A 21,249-nucleotide genomic window follows, 5' to 3' on the forward strand; every position below is an offset into this window, starting at 1 on the left:
TGTCCCGCTGCGGCGGGCCCGGCGGGTGAGTCTGCCCCGCCCTCACTGAAACAAGGATAGCTTATGCAATGGGAAGTCGTTATCGGTTTTGAGACCCACGTACAGCTCAAAACCCGTTCTAAAATTTTCAGTGGATCTTCCACTGCTTTCGGTGCGGAACCGAATACACAAGCCAGCCCTGTGGATCTGGCTTTGCCGGGCGTATTGCCGGTGATGAATAAAGGCGCGGTCGAAAAAGCGATTCAGTTCGGTCTGGCCGTTGGCGCGCATATCGCACCGGAATCGGTGTTTGCGCGTAAAAACTATTTTTATCCGGATCTGCCGAAAGGCTATCAGATCAGTCAGTTTGAAATTCCGGTGGTACAGGGCGGCTATGTGTCCTGTATCGTGGAAAAAGACGGCAAACCGGAAGTGCGTCAGATTCAGCTGACCCGCGCGCATCTGGAAGAAGATGCCGGTAAATCGCTGCATGAAGATTATCAGGGCATGTCCGGTATCGATCTGAACCGCGCCGGTACACCGCTGCTGGAAATCGTGACCGAGCCGGTCATGCGCAGCGCCGCAGAAGCCGTTGCTTATGCCAAAGCCCTGCATGCGCTGGTAGTCTGGCTGGATATCTGTGACGGTAACATGCAGGAAGGTTCTTTCCGCTGCGACGCTAACGTGTCCGTGCGTCCTGTCGGTCAGAAAGAATTCGGTACCCGTGCTGAAATCAAAAACCTGAACTCCTTCCGTTTCCTTGAAGAAGCGATCAACTACGAAGTGCGTCGTCAGATTGAACTGATCGAAGACGGCGGCACCGTGGTACAGGAAACCCGTCTGTATGATCCGGACAAAAAAGTCACGCGCTCCATGCGCAGCAAGGAAGATTCGCAGGATTACCGCTACTTCCCTGATCCGGATCTGCCACCGCTGCGCATCGGCAGCGACTGGATTGAAAAAGTCCGTCAGAACATGCCGGAACTGCCAGCCGCAATGCGCGCGCGTTTTGTCGAACAACTCGGCTTGCCGGAATACGATGCGACTGTGCTGACACAATCCAAAGGTATGGCGACTTACTTTGAAGCCGTGGTGCAGGCCGCAGGTGCTGCGCAAGCCAAACCGGCAGCGAACTTTATGATGGGTGACGTGGCATCGACACTGAACCGCGAAGGCACCGATATCAGTGCGATTCCGGTCTCTGCGGCGCAGCTGGCATTGCTGCTGCAGCGTATCACCGATGGCACGATTTCCAACAAGATCGCCAAAGAAGTATTTGCGGCAATGTGGGAAGCACCGTCTGACGACGTCGCGCTGGCGGACAAAGTAATTGAATCCAAAGGCCTGAAGCAGATTACCGATACCGGCGCGCTGGAAGCGATCATTGATGAAGTGATGGCAGCGAATCAGCAATCCGTGGATGAATTCCGTTCCGGTAAAGAAAAAGCCTTCAACTCGCTGGTCGGTCAGGCAATGAAAGCCACCAAAGGTAAAGCGGCACCGGCACTGGTGAATGAATTACTGCGCAAAAAACTCGCAGGTTAATCAGGAGTCTCTATGAGCAATTTACGTCAGGAATTTATTCAGTTTTCGGTAGAAGCCGGTGTTCTGCGCTTTGGTGAATTTGTGACCAAAGCCGGCCGTCTGTCGCCGTATTTCTTTAACGCCGGTCTGTTCAACGATGGCGCGAATCTGGGTCGTCTGGCAGCGTTTTACGCTGACACCCTGATCGCTTCCGGCGTGGAATTCGATATGCTGTTCGGCCCGGCCTACAAAGGCATTACGCTGGCCAGCGCAACCGCAGTGGCACTGGCAGCACGCGGCCGTAACGTGCCGTTTGCCTACAACCGCAAAGAAGCCAAAGACCACGGCGAAGGCGGCACCATCGTCGGTGCGAAGCTGGAAGGCCGCGTCGTGATTATTGATGACGTGATTTCTGCCGGTACTTCGGTACGTGAATCGGTCGATATGATCCGCGCTGCAGGTGCCACACCGGCGGCGGTGCTGATCGCACTCGACCGCATGGAACGTTCCGGCAAAGACGATGCCCTGTCCGCGCATTCCGCTGTGCAGGAAGTCAGCAATACGTATCAGATGCCGGTGGTGTCTATTGCCAATCTGAATGACCTGTTCGAGTACCTGAACGCCGGTAACGGTGGTGCAGAGCTGGCACAGCATAAAGATGCAGTGGCAGCATACCGCCAGAAATACGGCGCAGTCTGAACCCTGCCTCACGCACTCAGCCGCCGCAGGGCGGCTGATTTGTTTGCGGAACCGGAAACACGGTTCCGCTGTTTTCTTCCCGGATTCCCATGACACTCATCATTTCCGCCAATCTGAACGGTATCCGTTCTGCCGCTAAAAAAGGTTTTTTTCCGTGGATGCAATCCACCGGCGCTGACTTCATCTGCGTACAGGAACTGAAAGCGCAGGAAGCCGATATGAGCCCGGAATTTCTGCAACCCGAGGGTTACCACGGTGCTTTCCATTACGCAGAAAAAAAAGGTTATTCCGGCACCGGTGTCTACAGCAAACAAAAACCGGATGCGGTGCAGATCGGTTTCGGCAGCCCCGAATTTGATGCTGAAGGCCGTTATGTGCGCTGCGACTTTGGCAATCTGACCGTGATTTCGGTGTACTGCCCGTCCGGCTCTTCATCGCCGGAACGTCAGGAAGCCAAATTCCGTTTCATGGATGTGTTTCTGCCGCATCTGGCCGCGCTGAAAGCCGAAGGCCGTGAAGTGGTGATTTGCGGCGACTGGAATATCGCACACAAAGAAGCTGATCTGAAAAACTGGAAAAGCAATCAGAAAAATTCCGGTTTCCTGCCTGAAGAGCGCGCGTGGATGACGCGGGTATTTGACGAGCTGGGCTGGGTCGATGCCTACCGCCGCCTGTATCCGGACACCACCTCTGAATGCTACACATGGTGGAGTAACCGCGGTCAGGCATGGGCCAACAATGTCGGGTGGCGTATTGATTATCAGGTCGCCACACCGGGCATCGGTGCCACCGTGCAGGCTGCCAGCATCTACAAAGAAGAACGCTTCTCTGATCACTCGCCGCTGCTGATTCAGTATCAGCTGTAATCCGGCGTGATCGCCAGAGTCACCGCGTTTGCGGTGTTTCAGCTGGCGCAAAAAACCAGCACAAAGGCAGCAGGTAAACCCTGCTGCCTTTGTGCTTTTCAGCCTGCCATTATCTGATCAGCTTCCGACCCGTGCTGCGCAGGCCGGAAAATGCCCGAAACCGACCATTTTGCGGACTTCAGCACAGCGATCCGGCGCTCGTCGGCAGAAAGTCTGGCTGTCCGGAAATCGCGAATGCGGATAGCTGCACAGTCTCTGCGTACTTCCGCCTCCGTCAGCTGCACCGGCAAGCCGGAAACTGGCTTGCCGGTACAGTGTGTGCGAATACAGAACTCAAGCGTTAAAACGCAGAGTCAGCGTGTTCGCCGAGTAGACTGGCTCCACATTCGTAAAGCCGTCTGCAGTAATGGCGACGAAGCGGCCTTTCAGGCTGCCAGCGGAAATCACGGTGATGACATCACCGGCTTTTGGCTTGTAGCCGCTGGCAAAACTGATACGCAGGCTGCCACCGGCGATGGTTGCCGTCCCCGCAACTGTCAGCGTGCCCTGCCCCGGATTGCTGCCGAGACTGAGATTCAGCGCTGTCGTGCCGCTGAGCTGGGTATATTTGCCGGACAACTTCAGCCCGTTCGCTGCGCTGACCAGCAGCGTGCCGCCGCTCACATACACATCACCATTGCCCAGTGCTGCGGACGCATCTGCCTGCAGGCTGCCGCCTTTCAGTTCAGTGCCGCCGGTCCAGCTGTTGTTACCGGTCAGTTTCAGCGTGCCCGTACCATCTTTGACCAGCTTGCCACTGCCGCTGATATCGTTACGCCATGCGTCAAATGCATGAAAACCGCCCTTCGCCGCATCCATCGTGATCATGACATTCCCGCTGAATGCGCCGTAACCATCGGCAGCGGCGAACAGATTCAGACGGCCATAACCTTCTGCATCGTCCAGCAGCACATAACCGGATGGCAGGGCTGTGGTCTTCAGAACTGCGCGGCGCTGTGCATCACTCAGATAGGGCTGACGGGTTTCGAGCAACACTTCCGCACCTTTCGGAACCGGCGCAGGAATGCCGGTGGTACCGGTCTGCGGCATACCGAAGGTCAGGCGGCGCAGGTAATTCGCTTTATTGCTGGCGTAATCTGCGAAGCGGTCATTCGCTGTGGTACCGGACTTGGCAAATGCGCCGAAGGTGTCACTGTTAGTGCCGGTGCTGGCCATCAGCGTGGCATGTGCCTGTGTCACCGCTGCAGATTTTTTGGCCGCATTGGCCGGATCTGCCAGATTGGCAACAGCCGACGCCTGCCCGAGCAAACGACCACCCATCACATCTAAAGGCGAATGCATACCGGCAATGATCCGCATTTCACCAAGCTCCAGTCCGCGCGTCACCAGTTCCTGAAAACGCTCAGGCAACACATAGGCCATCGCAACCGCATCGCGCACCGCTTCTGCTGAATGGCCGCTCGGGAAGCCGCCATCGGTGGCCGGCGTTGTGCTTCTGGCCGGCATCAGTGCGGGCAGCACCTGTACATTCGTGCTCCAGCGATAAGGACGCGCGTACTTATAAAAACGCTTGGCAGGTTCGGTGGAAGCATTATTGCCGACCAGATTGACCAGATCGACCACATTGCCGAAGGCTGCATTGGTGCTGCCACCAACGCCGGTGTTATTACCGCTGTCGTTGTACAGCACGGTGTTCGCATCCGCTGCCACACTGGTAATACTGGTGACTTGCTGCGCAGCGGTGCGCCATGCGGCAGTCAGCGGTCCCAGGCCTTCTGTCACGCTGTAACCCTTACCACGGCGATCATCCAGATACGCCTGCACTGCCTGCTCCGGCGTTCTTGCTGCGGTGGCTTTCACCACGTAATCGATGTTCGCTGCATGCGCAGTGCTGCTGGCAATTGTCCCGTCCGGCGTGCCGTCATTCGGCACACCAGTCCATGTTGATGCGACAACAGCCGGAAAACTGCCGTTGGCAGGTGCGGTGACACCGGCATCCACAATTTGCGTCAGCGGTTTCCAGACATTCAGATAGGTTGCGAGGACGCGCACACCGGCATTGGTGTCCAGCGTGGCATAACGGGCATCGCCGCGCTGATTCGTCGCAGCATTGTCAGCAAACGCAGGAACCGCAGGAAGCGGTACGGTTTCCGCAGCGCCCTGATCCGCAGGCGCGGCAGGGATGATGAGTGGCTCAGTGACAGCATTGTCTGAGGAACCGGAAGAACCACAACCCCAGAGTGCCAGCGCAATACTGGCGGCAAGTACGGAACGGATTTTTTGCATGATCAGCATGAAAAGTGAGAAAAGGTGCTTCATGCTAGCCATGTTGTATGACGACTTAATTACACAGAATCTGCCTATCGTCAGGCTCAGTGTGGGATCTGATGGTGTTTTTCGCAGAAAATTTGAAGCGTTCTACCGAGATTAAGTTCAATATTTACCGATACATTTCCTTATTCGGCTGTAACATTTTCAGAAGACATCCTGCAACGTGACGGTGGTGATGATTTCTTAATTTAGAATATTTGTTCAGTCGCCTGATGTTTTATATTTTTGTTGTACGATGTCATCAGAAACAAAACATTGCTGAATTCCCGAGCAGACCACTTTTTCGGCCTGAAATTCCCTGTTTTGCGGACTTCAGCACAGCGATACTGCGGTCGTCGGCAGAAAGTCTGGCTGTCCGGAAATCGCGAATGCGGATAACTGCACAATGAACGGCGCGGGACAAACAAAAACGCCCGGACTTCTCCGGGCGTCTGAAGCACGTCGTCAGCCTGCATGCACAGGCTTTCCGCGCTCAAAATGCGAATGACAGCTTACTGATAGTGGACGCGGTCCGTCGCGATGCTGTCGATCTGTTTGCTGTGTTCGCGGATATAGCTTTCCATCGCATCCAGATCACGACCGAGCAAGGCACGGTCACCGGCTTTTTTGAACACGGTGAAACCATCGCCGCCTTCCGCGAGGAAGCTGTTCACGATCACGGTGTAAGTGTGCTCAGGGTCCAGCGCTTTGCCGTTCACCTGCACATCGCGCAGTGTCGGATCGGCTGCCGGATTGCGTTGCCAGACATAGCTGAAGCCTTGCGACACAAACAGTTTTTTGACTTCGCCGGCAGGACGGTTTTTCCATTGCTGTTGCAACACATCCAGAATTTGCTGACCGGTCATTTTCAGACGCACCAGACCATTGCCGAAAGGCTGTACCGCATACAGATCACCGAAGGTCACCTGAATATCGCTGCCCTGTGCGCCGGATGGCAAATCGTTGCGGATGCCGCCGGAATTCATAAATGCGATGTCGGCATCGGCCATGTGCTGCGCAAAGTGCAGCTGGGAATCTGCAATCAGATTGCCGAGCGAGCTGTCAAATGCATCGCCTTCACTGAAGCGCAGTAAGGGTTTGCTGAGTTTAATCACAGGACGGGAACGCAGGTCGCCGGTCAGACGCGCGACTTCTGCGACCAGTGTTTGTGCTTCTGCATCCGGTGTGATGTTTTGCTGATCGATCAGATGATTCACAGCATCGGCCTTCACCACTTTGCGGCTGTCTTTATCCACGGTCAGCGTGGATTCAGTCAGATAAGCACCGTAGCTGCGGCCCTGCACTACCAGTTTGTCACCGATCTTGCAGGTGTAACCCTGATGCGAATGGCCGGAAACGATCAGGCTGACGGCAGGATCAATCTTATTGGCGATATTGATAATCGGGCCTTGCAAACCTTCGCACTGATACGTCGGATCGCTTTCCGGGCCTTTGAACATCGCGCCTTCATGGATCAGCACCACAATCGCATCCACACCCTGTGCTTTCAGTTCCGGCACATAGCGGTTAATTGTTTCGGCTTCATCGTCAAAACGCAGCGCTTTGACGGCATCACCTGCCACCAGATTCGGTACATCTGCGGTGACTGCGCCGATAAAACCGATTTTCAGATCACCGACCTGGCGCACCACGTATGGTGTCAGCCACGGTTTGCCGGTCGATTTATCAATCACATTCGCGCCCAGATACGCGTAGCTGGCACCTTTGAAACCCTGAAATGCGCAACCGGCCTCAGGACAAGTGCCCTGAATACGGCGCATCAGATCGGCGGTGCCGTTATCAAATTCATGATTACCGACAGCGGTAATATTCAGTTGCATCCGGTTCAGTGCTTCCACTACCGGTTCGTCTTTCAGCAAAGCAGAACCCATCGGCGACGCGCCCATTAAATCGCCGGCACCGACCAGAATGCTGTCACCCACCGCAGCACGGCGCTCTTTCAGTTTGGTCACCAGATAGGCATAACCACCGGCTGCGCCGTTGACGGCTTTGCCATCCTGCATACGCGGGAACTGGTAAGGCACAGGCTGGCTGGCCTGCAGATTGCCGTGAAAATCATTGATACTGAAAATGGTGACGGTGCGTAAGGTTTCCGCCAGCGCACTGGCAGTCACGCCCAGTTGCAGCGCAGCGGCCAGCAGCGGGCTCAGAAATAAGGGACGGAGTTTCATGCTTTTTTCCTGAAAGACAAAAGGCCTGCGACCCGGTGAGGATCGCAGACCTTTATAAGGTACAACGAACTTACGTGATATTCACACTGATCAGAAATCAGCAGAGAAAGTCACGGATGCGAAACGTGGTGCGCCCATGTAGTAGAACACAGTTTTCGCGCCTGCTGTACCGTAAGCTTTTGCATTCGTCACGTTGAAGCTGGACGGATTGCGGTACTGACGGTCTGTCAGGTTGCTGATGCTCATACGCAGTGTTGGTTTTTTCAGGAAACCAGTGTTAGGGAACTGATAACCTGCATCCAGACCAACCAGTGTGTATGCCGGTACTTCTTCGTCATTGGTCATGGTTGCCCATTGTTTGCCTGTGTATTTGACTTTAACACGGGTGTACCATGCGCCGGTTTCGTACTGAGCGCTCAGACCTGCTTTGTATTTCGGCGTCAGCGTCATTTCTTTGCCAGCGGTTGGCAGAGTTGCTGTTTTGCTGACTGGCAGATCTTCCTGAATTTCACTCTTCGCGTAACCGATAGAGCTGTAGAAAGACCAGCCGTTGACTGGTGTGTTACCCAGTTCAACTTCGAAACCTTTAGTCTTTACTTTACCTACGCTGGTCAGGCTGCTGGTGTTAGACACTGCATCATATGCTGTTGCCTGACGATCACGGAAGTCAACTGCGTACACGGTAACCTGACCGGTCAGCAAGTCGCTTTGGTGACGGTAGCCGATATCCAGGTTGTAAGAAGTTTCTGCTTTTACATCCACTGGCATTGTTGGCTGACCATTGACCAGCACAACGTTGTTGCTTGTGGAGTATACGAAGTTTGGCGGTGCTTTCATGTTGCGCGCCAGACTTGCGAATACCTGGTTGTTGTTATTGATCTGATAACGAACGCCCAGTTGCGGCAGAATTTCAGAGTACTTCTTCTCGATACGGTAAGTTGTACCGGAGTTAGAACCTTCGTTCGCGTAGTTAGTGAAATCGCGCTTCATGGTCGGAGCACGTACACCGAAGTTCACGGTCAGCTTGTCATTCATCAGGCTGACGGTGTCTTGTGCGAAGAACTGATAACCAGTGGAAATTGTTTTCCAGTCACGGGATTGGTATGGTGTGCCATCCGGACGCAGAATACGGCCATCTTTCAGCCAGATGTCTGCGGATTCACCGTTGGCGTCCACAGCAACCATAGGACCGTATTGTTCGTGGGTAGCACGTTCGTACCAGAAACCTGCCAGCAACTGGTGGTTGTCCAGCTGGTGGCTCACAGATGCTGTGATACCAGGACGGTTAGTACGGGTTACGCTGCTGTTAGCAACGATCACTTTATCCAGTGTGTCGCCGTCACCGTTCAGGTCTACACCTGCAGTGTTTTTGCCGGTTGTTTTGTCCAGGAACTGGCTTTCAGTCATCAGACGTTGCTGATTGCCACCTGTACCGTAGCCGTACCAGTAGTAAGGTACAACTTTCAGGTCTGTGCTTTCACCGAAACGTGCTTTGATGATGGTGGAAGCGATCACGTTTTCAAACGGATTCTGGGTCAGCTTGAAGTAAGAGTCGCCGAATGCCTGGTTAGCATCGCTGTCAGCTTTACCTTTGGTTGGTACGACGTGACCAATGAATTTGGTCGAATAGTCGTAGTAGTAACCGTATTTGTTCAGATCAGCCAGGCTGAATGTAGCGATGTTCTGGTTGATTGCACGGTTGTACAGGATAGTACCGGAGATCGAGTTGAAACGATCGAAGTCGGTACGGAAGCCCATATCCACGTGATCACGGCGCGCACCACCGTCACCCTTCCATTTGTCGGAAGTCGCGTTGGAGTAAGAAATGAAGAAACGTGCTTTGTTATTCAGCACCATACCTGTGTCGTAACGCAGGTAAGTTTTCTTCAGGTTCAGGCCACCCAGCGTCTGCATTACGCGGAAGCGTTTTTCTTTGGACGGATCGCAAGTAGTGATACCGAAGTTACCGCCAGTTGCACCGATTTGCGGGGAGTCTACGTCAGTCGAACCCTGAGTCACGAACTGAGTACAGGTGTTTTCCTGATCCACGTATTCTTGCGGATACACTGCAAAGCTGCCGGAGTCATTGACTGGCACGCCGTTAACAGTTGCACCGATCTGGTCGCTGTTGAAGCCGCGCAGTGTCAGACCGCCACCGAACAGACCGGTAGAGTCGTAGTTGTAGCTGTTAACCGCAGGCATCAGTTCCAGCGCTTCATAGGCATTGCCTGTAGGACGCTGTTTTGCCAGTTCTTCCGCAGTAATAGTGCTGCGTGCTTTTGGCGCGTTTTCCTGCACCATCAGACCCATACCGACTTTTTTGCCGGTAATGGTGACTTGTTTAGTATCGGTTGGCTGGTTGTCTTTCTCGTCCGCATACGCAGAAGAGATGCCCAGGCATGCCAGTTGGCATGCGACTGCTACCATCGTCAGACGGGATGGAATTGCAGAGGCTTTCTTGAAGTTCATGAATGCTCCTGATCAGATTACAAAAATAATTGTTTCAAACTCGTTTGCTGCGCCGGAATCGACATGTCCCGGTGGGTCTCCGCCATTACTTATTGTTCTGACCATTGCTGGTCATATAAAAGCTTCAGGCACAACTATGTTTCCCTCATGATGCTGGCTATCCCTGTGCGCTGATCATCTCCGCGCAATCGATTGCTATACTGACCGCACAACTCGTGGAAAGAGTGCGCAAACGATTGCTTTTCGGACAAAAAAATGAGACGAAAGCAGATTCGTCTTATTTTTTCAGATAATCCGGCACAGAACCGGCATCAAATATTCGGGAAATCGGGTATTCAGGTATGTGAAATCAGTCTATCACATTACTTTTTTTAATATTACAGAGTGTTACATCCAAATATGAAAGCTGTATGACAGCGTGGCGTAAACCACGCAAAACTGTCACAAAGCTGCCACACCTTGCAATATTATTCACATTTCAACGTCATCAGCGCTGATTAAGGCGTGATTATAGACATTTCACTTCAGCGAGTGAAAAGATTTTTTCGGGGATTAATACCAAAACGTCAGAAAATCCGACAATTTTTTACAAATGCCGGATCAACTGCACTTTCAGAAAAATTATCTGATAAACAATTTTAATGGTTGTTTTAAGGATAGGTGACAGGGGAAATACCCTTCACATTTGGCTGATACGGCGGCAGTGCAGACAACTGTGCCGATTTGGCTTTTGCGTATAAAGGCATGACTTCCGGTAAATGGCGACGGATTTCTTCAATCCGGCTGCTGCCCGACGGATGCGTCGATAACCATTGTGGCGGCGCATTCTTATTCACCATGCCCATTTTCTGCCATAGCACGATACCGGCACGCGGGTCGTATCCGGCACGCGCAGCAATATCGAGGCCAACAATATCTGCCTCGGTTTCGTCGTCACGTGAAAATTTCAGCATCGTCATATTGGCAGCGCCGCCTGCTAACTGGCCGGCGACATTCGGATCATAGCCTTTCGCAGCAGCAAAAATTTCTGCGCCTTTCACAAAAATATTCGCAATCGTCGCTTTACCTGCGCGTTCCGCGCCGTGTTCACGCAACGCATGGGCGATTTCATGGCCCATCACCATCGCAATTTCATCATCTGTCATGCGCAGCGTGGTCAGGATGCCGGTGTAAAACGCGATCTTGCCACCCGGCATACAGTAAGCATTGACTTGTTTGGAACCGAGCAGATTGACTTCCCATTTCCAGTCTTTGGCGCGCGCGTTCCACGGTAATGCAAAAGGGATAATCCGCTTTGCAATCGCGCGCAGGCGCTGCAATTGCGGATCGTTCTCAGCAGCCAGCGCATTTTGCTGCTTCGCCTTACTCAGGGTTTGTGCATATTGCGCAGCAGCCTGCGGTTCCAGCGTACCGGCCGGCACAATTTTTCGCAATGGCGACATTTGTCCGACCTGCACACCATCCTGTGCGAACGCGGCCGGCCAGGCCAGCATCAGCGCCAGCAACCCTGTATTCAGACCTGTGCGAAAAAGCTTCATCCCTGTTTCCTTATTTCCAAGCAGACTATGTTCAGACCGGCTGTCGACGGCGCAAACGGAACACCGCTAAACTGCCGCGCCAGTTCGGTAATATGCGGACGGGGCGGCCTTCATGCAAGGCCACGCATTCCAGCACTTCCAGACCGACTTCACGCGCCAGATCCGCGAAATCATAAATCGTGGCGCAGCGTACGTTCGGCGTATCGTACCACTGATACGGCAGAGACTTGGACACCGGCATCCGGCCGCGCAGTAAAGCGGTACGATGCGGCCAGTAACCGAAATTCGGAAACGAAACGATCGCTTCCTGACCAACACGGGCGATTTCACGCAGCGTGTCTTCCACATGTTTCATCATTTGCAGCGATGACAGGCATAGCACGGTATCAAAGCTGTTATCGGTGAACATGCCAAGCCCCTGATCAATATCCTGCTGGATCACACTGACCTGACGCTGCGCACAAGCCAGTACTTTGTCATCCGCAATTTCGATACCGTAACCGTGGCATTGTTTCGCTGTTTGCAGATAGTCGAGCATTTCACCGTCACCACAACCCACGTCAAGGATTTGCGCGCCCGGTTTAATCCAGTCAGCGATAAATGCCAGATCGGGGCGTAACTGATTCAGTTCAGAAATGGTCATGCGGATTCTCCCTTCAGCTCCGCATCAATGCGGTCGTAATATGCGGCAACTAAATTCAGGTAACGGCTGTCATCCAGCAGGAAGGCATCGTGGCCATGCGGCGCATCGATTTCTGCGTAAGTCACAGGACGGCGGCTGCTGACCAGTGCGCGCACAATTTCGCGGCTGCGTTCCGGTGAAAAACGCCAGTCTGTCGTAAATGAAGCAATCAGGAATTTCGCTTTGGTCACCGCCAGTGCAGCGGCCAGATCACCACCGGTTTCACGCGCCGGATCAAAATAATCGAGCGCCTTGGTGATCAGCAGATAAGTATTTGCATCGAAATAATCCGAGAATTTATCGCCCTGATAACGCAGATAAGATTCAATTTCAAAATCGATGCCGTATCCGAATTGCAGACTGCCGGTTTTCAGGTCGCGGCCAAATTTTTCCGCCATATCATCATCGGACAAATACGTGATGTGACCAATCATGCGCGCCACCCGCAAGCCGCGCCGTGGTATCGCCTGATGTGCATAAAAGTGTCCGCCGTGGAAATCCGGATCCGTCAGAATCGCCTGACGCGCGACATCATTGAACGCAATATTTTGCGCAGACAGTTTCGGCGTGGAGGCAATCACAATACAGTGACGCAGGCGATCCGGAAACAGGATGCTCCATGCCAGCGCCTGCATGCCGCCAAGCGAACCACCCATCACCGCCGCAAACTGCTGAATACCGAAACGGTCTGCCACCCGGGCTTGTGCCTGCACCCAGTCTTCTACCGTAACCACCGGAAAATCCGCACCATACGGTTTACCGGTGGCGGGATTGGTATGCATCGGCCCCGTAGAGCCAAAACAGGAACCGAGGTTATTGATGCCGATCACAAAAAAACGGTTGGTATCCACCGGTTTGCCGGGACCCACCATGTTATCCCACCAGCCCGTATTGTTCGGCTGATCTGCATACACACCCGCGACGTGATGTGAGGCGTTCAGCGCATGGCAGATCAGCACGGCATTCGATTTATCTGCATTCAGTTCGCCATAGGTTTCCACCATCAGCGTGTAATCTGAAATACTGGCACCGCTTTTTAAAGGCAGGGGTTCGGCAAAATGAAACGCTTGTGGCGTCACGATGCCGACAGACTGAGGAGACACAGACATATACTCTTCCACCGGGTGTAAACCCGTCAAAAACACATTTGAAGGAAGGCTAAAAGGGGGGCTGAATGGAGGGGAAAGGAGACATTCAGGCTCGCTTTAGCCGTATTTATTTTCCGGAGTGACCGGAAAGCGCCCGCAAGCTGAAACTCAAATCGGCGCTTATTCACTAAGGGTATAAGGATAAACAAGTCAGCGGATGCCGTCAAACATCCGCTGCGTTTTTCTGCATAGCGGCAATCAGTGCATGACGACGCCTGCCTGCTCCATGGCAGTCAGGGTTTCACGTATCGATTGCGGGTCATAACAGCGCAGAATTTTTTTCAGATGAGGCTGCAATAAGTCCAGTTGCGTATTCAGAATCGTCTGTTTGATTTCCGGTATTAAAGCAGCAGGCATCGACAGTTCGCGGAAGCCCATCGCAATCAGCAAACGGGTCAGACGGATATCACCGGCCATACCACCGCAAATCGATACCGGGATGTCCGCTTTCACCGCCGTCGAAATAATGCTGTGCATCAGTTGAATAATCGCCGGATGCAGATCATCGTACAAATGCGCGACTTCATGATCTGCACGGTCAATCGCCAGCGTGTACTGAATCAGGTCATTGGTGCCGACTGACAGGAAATCGAGCTTGCGTACAAACATCGGTAACGACAACGCCGCCGCCGGTACTTCTATCATTGCACCGACTGGCACTTGCGGATCAAACTTCATACCTTCTGCAGTGAGCTCAGCCTTCGCCTGCTCCAGCATTGCCAGCGTTTGTTCGATTTCATGGTAATGCGCCAGCATAGGAATCAGGATTTTGACTTTACCGAACGCGGATGCACGCAGAATGGCGCGCAGCTGTGTCATAAACAATTGCGGCTCAGAAAGGCAATAGCGAATCGCACGCAAGCCCATCGCCGGATTCAGGATATTGTGGTCTGAGCTGTCCAGCGGTTTATCCGCACCGACGTCCAGCGTGCGTATTGTCACCGGACGGCCTTTCATGCCCTGCACTGCCTGGCGGTAAGCTTCGAACTGTTCTTCTTCGGTCGGCAAACGGTGTTCCTGTCCGCTGCGCTCCATAAATAAAAATTCAGAGCGGAACAGACCAACGCCGCTGGCACCGGCATCCAGTGCGTGCGCCGCATCTTCCGGCAACTCAATATTGGCCAGCAGCGTGATTTCGACACCGTCCTGTGTGACTGCCGGTGTTTTGCGCAAACGTGCAAGTTTCTTTTTCTGACGCGCCAGTTTGGCTTGTTTGTCGCGGTACTGTTCCAGTACGGCATTATCCGGTGCGACAATCACGACACCGGCATCGCTGTCGATAATTAACCAGTCATCCTGTGCAATCAGATGGGATGCGTTTCCCATACCGACGACGGCTGGAATGCCAAGGCTGCGCGACACAATCGCGGTATGCGAGTTCTGCCCGCCTTCGTCGGTGACAAAGCCGGTAAATGCATCATCGCGCAACTGCATCATATCGGCAGGAGAAATATCACGTGCCACCACAATCATATTGGCGGTACGTTCATCTATCCCTTCAGAGCGCACAACCTGATGCACGGTGCCGGTCAGCACTTTCAGTATCCGTTCTGCCACCTGCTGAATATCGGCTTTACGTTCACGCAGGTATTCATCTTCGATTTCATCGAACTGGGCGGAGAGTTCTTCGACCTGGGTTGCCAGCGCCCATTCGGCGTTGTAATGGCGGGTGCGGATGATATCCAGCGGTGCTTCGGAGATCATGGGATCAGCCAGAATCAGTGCATGGACGTCGATAAACGCGCCTAATTCTGTTGGCGCATCCTGCGGCAGTTCAGACCAGAGTGTCTGCAGGTCACGGTTGACCTGCGCAATGGCTTCCTGCAGGCGCAGCACTTCCGCTTCCACCTGTTCCTGTGCCACCAGAAAATGTTCGACGTCGAGTGCCGCAGGGTGCAGCACATGGGCGCGGCCGATCGCAATACCACGCGATACCGGAATGCCCTGCAAAGTAAACGATGCCATGCCTAGTCTCCCTGTTGAATTCTTATCTGCCACGGCGACAGCAAGTCGCCCGGAGGCAGCGGGCAGCGGCTTTGCTGACGCAGTTTGTAAGAGGCTGGTCCGTTGCGGACCTTCTTATTCGCCTTCTCCGAAGCGATCCTGTATCAGTGCGCACATGGCGTCAAAGCAGGTTTGTTCATCTTCACCGTTGATTTCGAGTTGAATTTTGCTGCCTTTACCTGCGGCGAGCATCATGACACCCATAATGGATTTGCCATTGACGCGGCGGCCGTTGCGGGCCACCCATACTTCAGAACGGAATTTTCCGGCGAGCTGGGTGAATTTTGCAGAGGCACGTGCATGCAGTCCCAGTTTGTTGATGATTTCAATTTCCTGCTGAATCATAGTTTTACCTGTTTGAATAATGCTTCAGATCCGGGTACGGCAATCGATCCGCAATGCGCCGTTTTGTCCGCCTGCCAGCGCCATTTCCACCACAACGTCCAGTGCGTCATTGCGGTAAGTCAGCGCGCGCAACAGCATAGGCAGACTGATGCCGGCAATCACGGCCACCTGATCGGGATCACCCAGACTGCGGCAGCAATTGGACGGCGTACCACCCATCATGTCTGTCATCACCAGTACACCGGAACCATTGTTCAGGCGCTGCACAGCGGCGGCGGCCAGCTTGTGGACCTCGTCTGTATTCTGATCTGCCACCACGTCGATGGCTTCCAGCCGCTCGGGCATGCCACGGAAAACGTGGGCTGCTGCCTGTAAAAACGCTGACCCCAGCGGTGCATGGGTCATTAAAAGAATTCCAACCATAATCACCTGTTTGCCAGCGCACTGCCCGACTCTGGCCCGGAATGTCCGGAGGGGGGAGTATCCCCGATTTCGGGCTGCACGCCTAAGTAAATTGCAGGGTGTTACAAATACCCCCGGGGGTATTTCAGGCCGCTACTGCAGCTTCCAGCGCATCCACAAACATCTCCGCCACATCAAAACCAGTTTGTGCCGTGATTTCCTGGAAGCAGGTCGGGCTGGTGACATTCACTTCGGTCAGATATGAACCGATCACATCCAATCCTACCAGCAACAAACCGCGTTGCGCCAATTGTGGTGCCAGCGTCTGCGCGATCTCAAGATCCCGTTCAGACAAAGGCTGAGCAACACCCGTGCCACCCGCTGCCAGATTGCCGCGCACCTCACCCTGCTGCGGGATGCGCGCCAGTGCAAACGGCACGACTTTGCCGCCAATCAGCAAAATCCGTTTATCGCCGTGCACAATTTCCGGGATGTAGCGCTGCACCATAATGGTACGGCTGCCCAGTTGCGTCAAGCCTTCAATCACGCTTCCCAGATTTAAACCGTCTTCGCGCACGCGGAAAATACCGGAACCGCCCATGCCATCCAGCGGTTTCAGAATGATGTCGCCATGCGTCGCATGAAAAGCGCGGATACGCGCTGCATCACGTGTCACCAGCGTCGGTGCAGTGAACTGGCTGAACTGCGCAATCGACAGCTTTTCGTTATGACTGCGGATTGCTGCAGGACGGTTAAACACGCGTGCGCCCTGCTGCTCTGCCAGTTCCAGCAGATAGGTGGCGTACACATATTCCATATCGAACGGCGGATCTTTACGCTGCAGCACCGCATCAAACTGTTGCAGCGGCGTATCCTGCTGCGCATCGGCCTGATACCAGTGCTCACTGTCGCCGGTCAGCCGGATTTCACGGCTGCGCGCCACGACTTGTCCGTTTTCCAGCGCCAATTCTTCCGGCCCGAATGCAAACAAGCGATGTCCGCGCGATGCGGCTTCGCGCATCATCGCAAAGGTAGAGTCTTTGTAGGTTTTAAAGCTGTCGAGCGGATCAGTCAGAAAGGCCAGTTTCATCGTTTCTCTCTTATTCTGTGATGTCGGACAGCGGCATTCCGCTGCCGCTCAGTAAATTTCCGGATCAGGATCAGTGCGTTCCAGTTCCAGCGATGCCGCCAGCAGGGCCAGCCTTGCCACCACACCGTACATATAGAAACGGTTCGGTGCAGCGGTTCCCGGCTGGGCGCGCATATCCGGCACCGCATGCTGCTGGGCAAACGCCAGCGGCATTGATTGCATGCCCGGCGCATTCAGATTTTCATCCACGCCGCGTTCCTGATGGAAGCGGTAATAACCACCGACCACATAGCGGTCTATCATATACACCACCGGCTCGGCCACGGCTTCGTGTACTTGCTCAAAAGTGTACACACCTTCCTGCACAATCACATCGGTGACGGTCATACCATCTTTGACCACCGCCATCTTATTACGCTGTTTGGCATTCAGTTCGCGGATTTCAGAGGAATGATGCACCGTCATCACGCCCATGCCATACGTACCGGCATCGGATTTGACGATCACAAACGGTTTCTCTTTGATCCCGTACTCTTTGTATTTCTTGCGGATCTTCGCCAGCACGGTATCCACCGCCGCCGCCAGCGCATCCTCGCCGGTACCCTGATGGAAATCTACGCCCTGCACTTTCATAAAGTAAGGGTTCAGCATCCACGGGTCGATATCGACCATTTTCGAGAATTTTTTGACGACTTCGTCATACGCTGAAAAGTGATTACTCTTGCGGCGCAGCGCCCAGCCGGCATGCACCGGTGGCAACAGGGTTTGTTCGTTCAGTTCTTCCAGAATAGCGGGAATACCGGCAGACAAATCATTGTTCAGCAGTATCGTGCACGGATCAAAATTATTCAGTACCAGACGGCGTCCGTTGGCGGAACGTTCCAGCGGTTCCAGCAATAATTCCTGACCATCCGGCAGCAGTACCGGCGTCGGCACTTTGATTTCCGGTGACAGCGAACCCAGACGCACATTCAGGCCAGTCTGGCGGAAAATCTGCATCATGCGCGCAATGTTTTGCAGATAAAACGCATTGCGGGGCTGGCTTTCCGGAATCACCAGCAAATTGCGGGCATCCGGGCAGTATTTTTCAATCGCGGCCATTGCAGCCTGTACTGCCAGCGGCAGCATTTCCGGTGCCAGATTATTGAAACCGCCGGGGAACAGATTGGTATCGACCGGTGCCAGTTTGAAACCGGCATTGCGCAGATCGACAGAGCAGTAAAACGGCGGCGTGTGTTCCTGCCACTCGAGACGGAACCAGCGCTCAATTGCGGGAGTCGCTTCGAGAATTTTCTTTTCGAGATCCAGTAACGGACCATTCAGGGCGGTAACGAGATGCGGAACCATAAAGACCTTTTGGAATGAACAGCACGAAAGCAGCATTCATAACAAAAAAGCATGAATTCCCGCCGCTTTCTAGACGAACGGTCTAGCTTGGGATGAAACGGCAGGAATCAAGGGTAAAACTGAATACCCTTACAGTATTCAGGCCGATTCAGCCAGCAAATCAAAGTGTTCAACCACCGGCGGTGCGGCAAAAAACGGGCCGACTATCGCACGCCACTGAATAAATGCCGGCGATTCACGGAAATCGACCGTGTGATTTTCCAGCGTTTCCCAGTAAATCATCAGCAGATAACGGTCGGCAGATTCAATCCCTTTCTGTACTTTGAATCCGCGGAATCCTTTGGCTTTGGAAATCACTTCCTGCAGGCCGCGCTGTATGGCCTGATCAAACGCGTCTTGCTGTCCCGGCTGAATCCGGATATCGGCTACCTCAAGTATCATAGTTCGCTCACAGGTGGGTCATCAATCTCTGCATTATGACAGTTTGTGCCGCACCGGTCAGGAAACGCATAAGCTTTTCATCTTTCCGGCGCTGCGCTGAACTTTGTTCATGTCAGCCAGCGCCGGAACGCATGCTCAGATCAGTGCGCGCTGGCTGAGTTCCGCTTTGATATAGGCGTAAAACACCGGTGCCGCCACCAGCCCGGGCAGACCGAACAGGGTTTCCATGATCAGAATGGCGGTCAGCAATTCCCAGGCTTTGGCATTGATCTGTGCACCGATAATGCGGGCATTCAGGAAATACTCGGCTTTGTGTATCAGTACCATAAATAACAGGGAACCCGCCGCCACATGCACTGAATGTGACAAGGCCACAATCACCACCACGGTGTTCGAAATAATATTACCCGCCACCGGAATCAGACCGGCGATAAAGGTAATGGCGATCATGGTTTTTACCAGTGGCAGATGGATGCCAAGCAAAGGCAGTACCAGTGCCAGATATATCGCAGAGAACACCGTGTTAATCAGAGAAATCTGTACCTGTGCAAACACGATTTTATGGAACGCCGTCGCCAGATTCGCGATCCTTTCACTGAGCGCAACTGCCAGCGGCCCGGCCGGCTGATCCGGATTGGCGCGTGACACTGCCACCATTGCACCGATCACCACGCCCAGAATCAGATGCACCAGCAAATGTCCGGCTTCCGGCAACAGGGTTTTGGCTTCGCCTGCATGTTCGCGCAGCCAGTGAATCAGCAAGTCCTGCAGCGCTGCCACGTCTTCCGGCAGATTATTCGCCAGCCAGTCCGGCACTTGTGAGCGCGAAGCTTCGATGATGTCGGCCATTTTTTGCAGCAGGGTATGCAAATTCCCGCCATCGCTGCGCAAAAATGCATGAATGCCCCAACTGCCGGCAAAAATTGCTGTGCTGAGTATCAGCGCCAGTACGATCAGCGCCAGCATGCGCGGCTGACGGTGGCGGAAACGCGCTGCAATCAGCGGTTCCATGCGGTGTATCAGCGAAAAAATCAGTAAGCCGGAAAACAGCGCGAGCACCAGACCGGCTTTCAGCACCATCCACAAGGCCAGACCTGCCAGTACTAGTGATGCCAGTTCGCACCAGGTTTGCTTTTGTTGATCAGAAAAATTCAGTGGCGGCATGGCATTCCTTATGGTTGATCTGCTAATGCAAAGCAGGCATTGAATCACACTGGCGCTGCCTGCGCGACGGTAATATCGCAGATTTTTTATCATCAGTCTGTGGATGACGGTTGCGGCCAGCTGCCGAAAAAGGCGCGTTTAACGCACCTTTTCCTGTTTTCATTGTGAATGAAGGCGCATATTCCTATCCTGACCACATGCCGACTTGTTTTGAAACCGATACGCAGCCTGCGCAGCCGGTGGCTACAAAGTGAAACAAGTCATTACATTTTCACTGTCAGCGTAATGTCCATATCGTGCGTTAATACTGTTACTACGCTGTTTATCTGTTACGAGGCTATTATGAAATCTGTTCGCCAACCCGCTCTGTTCCTGATGTCTGCCATTGCACTGGGATTTGCCACACAGGCATCCGCTGCAGATTACGATGACTTTGCCCGCGTGATCAGTGTGACGCCGCAAGTCGAGCAAGTGAATTACCCGCGTCAGGATTGCCGTACCGAATACGAACAAGTACCGCGTCACCAGCAGCAACGTCAGGCTGAACGCAGCAATGGCGGCGCCATCATCGGCGGTATTGCCGGTGGTTTGCTCGGTAGTCAGGTTGGTGGCGGCAATGGCCGTCTGGCAGCCACCGCTGCCGGTGCGATTACCGGTGCTTTAGTCGGTGACCGCATGGATAACAACGGTAATAACAACAATTACAACAACCAGCCAAGCTACGAAACCCGTCCGGTCCGTCAGTGCCGCAACATGGACAGCTGGGAAACCCGTACTACCGGTTATGCAGTGACGTATGAATACATGAACCGTACCTACACTACGATCATGCCTTACGATCCGGGTTCACGTCTGCGTCTGCATGTATCGCTGACACCGCGTCCTTAATTCCCGGCGACAGCCATCTGGCCGTTATTGCAAACGGCCACAAAAAAGCACCGCTGACCTTGTATGGTCCGGTGCTTTTTGTTTTGGTCTGCGGCATCTGCGCTGACTGCATTGCGAAGAGATGCCGGTGCGGAAGCGACGCCTCGGTGAGCAGCTTGCGC

General features: G+C 53.7%; 17 protein-coding genes. 4 read left to right on the plus strand and 13 right to left on the minus strand.

Annotated elements, in window-relative coordinates; all coding sequences use genetic code 11:
• Nucleotides 1-63: 63 nt before the first annotated feature.
• The 3 genes from gatB (at nt 64) to IE092_RS07800 (ending at nt 3,068) form a co-directional block, all read left to right on the plus strand.
• Entirely contained in the window at nt 64-1,524 is a 1,461-nt protein-coding gene (gene gatB, locus IE092_RS07790; protein ID WP_189356493.1) for an Asp-tRNA(Asn)/Glu-tRNA(Gln) amidotransferase subunit GatB, read from the plus strand.
• Between the two features lie 12 nt (nt 1,525-1,536).
• Nucleotides 1,537-2,202: an orotate phosphoribosyltransferase gene (pyrE, locus tag IE092_RS07795; protein WP_189356494.1), complete on the plus strand. Its 666-nt coding sequence runs from the start codon at nt 1,537-1,539 to the stop codon at nt 2,200-2,202.
• An 89-nt stretch (nt 2,203-2,291) separates the two neighbouring features.
• On the plus strand, nt 2,292-3,068 hold the full coding sequence (locus tag IE092_RS07800; protein ID WP_189356495.1) for an exodeoxyribonuclease III: 777 nt from the start codon (nt 2,292-2,294) through the stop codon (nt 3,066-3,068).
• A gap of 333 nt (nt 3,069-3,401) precedes the next feature.
• Here IE092_RS07800 and IE092_RS07805 read toward each other — a convergent pair whose 3' ends face one another.
• The 13 genes from IE092_RS07805 to IE092_RS07865 all read right to left on the minus strand — a co-directional run bounded on the left by IE092_RS07805 (nt 3,402) and on the right by IE092_RS07865 (nt 20,200).
• Nucleotides 3,402-5,363, minus strand: coding sequence for an acid phosphatase (locus IE092_RS07805; RefSeq protein WP_189356496.1), 1,962 nt, complete (start codon nt 5,361-5,363; stop codon nt 3,402-3,404).
• A gap of 527 nt (nt 5,364-5,890) precedes the next feature.
• A complete protein-coding gene (locus IE092_RS07810; RefSeq protein WP_189356497.1) occupies nt 5,891-7,570 on the minus strand; it encodes a bifunctional metallophosphatase/5'-nucleotidase in 1,680 nt (559 codons plus the stop codon).
• Nucleotides 7,571-7,660: 90 nt separating this feature from the next.
• Complete coding sequence (locus IE092_RS07815) at nt 7,661-10,039, minus strand: TonB-dependent receptor (protein ID WP_189356498.1); 2,379 nt, start codon at nt 10,037-10,039, stop codon at nt 7,661-7,663.
• A 650-nt stretch (nt 10,040-10,689) separates the two neighbouring features.
• Nucleotides 10,690-11,577, minus strand: coding sequence for a M48 family metallopeptidase (locus tag IE092_RS07820; RefSeq protein ID WP_189356499.1), 888 nt, complete (start codon nt 11,575-11,577; stop codon nt 10,690-10,692).
• Between the two features lie 31 nt (nt 11,578-11,608).
• On the minus strand, nt 11,609-12,220 hold the full coding sequence (gene metW / locus IE092_RS07825) for a methionine biosynthesis protein MetW (RefSeq protein ID WP_189356500.1): 612 nt from the start codon (nt 12,218-12,220) through the stop codon (nt 11,609-11,611).
• A complete protein-coding gene (gene metX, locus IE092_RS07830; protein ID WP_189356501.1) occupies nt 12,217-13,368 on the minus strand; it encodes a homoserine O-succinyltransferase MetX in 1,152 nt (383 codons plus the stop codon). Before metX ends, metW begins: the two co-directional genes overlap by 4 nt.
• A 237-nt stretch (nt 13,369-13,605) precedes the next feature.
• Nucleotides 13,606-15,372 carry a phosphoenolpyruvate--protein phosphotransferase gene (ptsP, locus tag IE092_RS07835; RefSeq protein WP_189356502.1) on the minus strand — a complete coding sequence of 589 codons (1,767 nt, stop codon included), beginning with the start codon at nt 15,370-15,372 and terminating at the stop codon, nt 13,606-13,608.
• Nucleotides 15,373-15,486: 114 nt separating this feature from the next.
• A complete protein-coding gene (locus IE092_RS07840; protein ID WP_189356503.1) occupies nt 15,487-15,756 on the minus strand; it encodes an HPr family phosphocarrier protein in 270 nt (89 codons plus the stop codon).
• 24 nt (nt 15,757-15,780) lie between these two features.
• On the minus strand, nt 15,781-16,179 hold the full coding sequence (locus IE092_RS07845) for a PTS sugar transporter subunit IIA (protein ID WP_189356504.1): 399 nt from the start codon (nt 16,177-16,179) through the stop codon (nt 15,781-15,783).
• Nucleotides 16,180-16,303: 124 nt separating this feature from the next.
• Nucleotides 16,304-17,248: a glutathione synthase gene (gene gshB / locus IE092_RS07850; protein WP_189356505.1), complete on the minus strand. Its 945-nt coding sequence runs from the start codon at nt 17,246-17,248 to the stop codon at nt 16,304-16,306.
• Nucleotides 17,249-17,296: 48 nt separating this feature from the next.
• Nucleotides 17,297-18,595 (minus strand): glutamate--cysteine ligase, encoded by a 1,299-nt coding sequence (gshA, locus tag IE092_RS07855; protein WP_189356506.1) that lies wholly within the window; start codon nt 18,593-18,595, stop codon nt 17,297-17,299.
• A 138-nt stretch (nt 18,596-18,733) separates the two neighbouring features.
• The gene (locus IE092_RS07860) at nt 18,734-19,036 is read right to left on the minus strand and encodes an antibiotic biosynthesis monooxygenase family protein (protein WP_189356507.1); all 303 of its coding nucleotides are present in this window, start codon (nt 19,034-19,036) and stop codon (nt 18,734-18,736) included.
• Nucleotides 19,037-19,171: 135 nt separating this feature from the next.
• Complete coding sequence (locus IE092_RS07865) at nt 19,172-20,200, minus strand: AI-2E family transporter (RefSeq protein ID WP_189356508.1); 1,029 nt, start codon at nt 20,198-20,200, stop codon at nt 19,172-19,174.
• A 342-nt stretch (nt 20,201-20,542) separates the two neighbouring features.
• Here IE092_RS07865 and IE092_RS07870 point away from each other — a divergent pair, with 342 nt between their 5' ends.
• Nucleotides 20,543-21,088 carry a glycine zipper 2TM domain-containing protein gene (locus tag IE092_RS07870; RefSeq protein ID WP_189356509.1) on the plus strand — a complete coding sequence of 182 codons (546 nt, stop codon included), beginning with the start codon at nt 20,543-20,545 and terminating at the stop codon, nt 21,086-21,088.
• The last annotated feature ends 161 nt before the right edge of the window (nt 21,089-21,249 follow it).

The sequence above is a fragment of the Cognatundibacterium squillarum genome (genome assembly GCF_014652435.1).
GTDB lineage: Bacteria > Pseudomonadota > Gammaproteobacteria > Burkholderiales > Burkholderiaceae_D > Undibacterium > Undibacterium squillarum.

Coding starts and splice junctions, on each gene's coding strand:
- IE092_RS07800 (WP_189356495.1), top strand. CDS start 2,292: ATGACACTCATCATTTCCGCCAATCTGAACGGTATCCGTTCTGCCGCT.
- metW (WP_189356500.1), bottom strand. CDS start 12,220: ATGACCATTTCTGAACTGAATCAGTTACGCCCCGATCTGGCATTTATC.
- gshA (WP_189356506.1), bottom strand. CDS start 18,595: ATGGTTCCGCATCTCGTTACCGCCCTGAATGGTCCGTTACTGGATCTC.
- IE092_RS07840 (WP_189356503.1), bottom strand. CDS start 15,756: ATGATTCAGCAGGAAATTGAAATCATCAACAAACTGGGACTGCATGCA.
- pyrE (WP_189356494.1), top strand. CDS start 1,537: ATGAGCAATTTACGTCAGGAATTTATTCAGTTTTCGGTAGAAGCCGGT.
- IE092_RS07805 (WP_189356496.1), bottom strand. CDS start 5,363: ATGCTGATCATGCAAAAAATCCGTTCCGTACTTGCCGCCAGTATTGCG.
- gatB (WP_189356493.1), top strand. CDS start 64: ATGCAATGGGAAGTCGTTATCGGTTTTGAGACCCACGTACAGCTCAAA.
- IE092_RS07870 (WP_189356509.1), top strand. CDS start 20,543: ATGAAATCTGTTCGCCAACCCGCTCTGTTCCTGATGTCTGCCATTGCA.
- IE092_RS07860 (WP_189356507.1), bottom strand. CDS start 19,036: ATGATACTTGAGGTAGCCGATATCCGGATTCAGCCGGGACAGCAAGAC.
- gshB (WP_189356505.1), bottom strand. CDS start 17,248: ATGAAACTGGCCTTTCTGACTGATCCGCTCGACAGCTTTAAAACCTAC.
- metX (WP_189356501.1), bottom strand. CDS start 13,368: ATGTCTGTGTCTCCTCAGTCTGTCGGCATCGTGACGCCACAAGCGTTT.
- IE092_RS07810 (WP_189356497.1), bottom strand. CDS start 7,570: ATGAAACTCCGTCCCTTATTTCTGAGCCCGCTGCTGGCCGCTGCGCTG.
- IE092_RS07845 (WP_189356504.1), bottom strand. CDS start 16,179: ATGGTTGGAATTCTTTTAATGACCCATGCACCGCTGGGGTCAGCGTTT.
- IE092_RS07820 (WP_189356499.1), bottom strand. CDS start 11,577: ATGAAGCTTTTTCGCACAGGTCTGAATACAGGGTTGCTGGCGCTGATG.
- IE092_RS07865 (WP_189356508.1), bottom strand. CDS start 20,200: ATGCCGCCACTGAATTTTTCTGATCAACAAAAGCAAACCTGGTGCGAA.
- ptsP (WP_189356502.1), bottom strand. CDS start 15,372: ATGGCATCGTTTACTTTGCAGGGCATTCCGGTATCGCGTGGTATTGCG.
- IE092_RS07815 (WP_189356498.1), bottom strand. CDS start 10,039: ATGAACTTCAAGAAAGCCTCTGCAATTCCATCCCGTCTGACGATGGTA.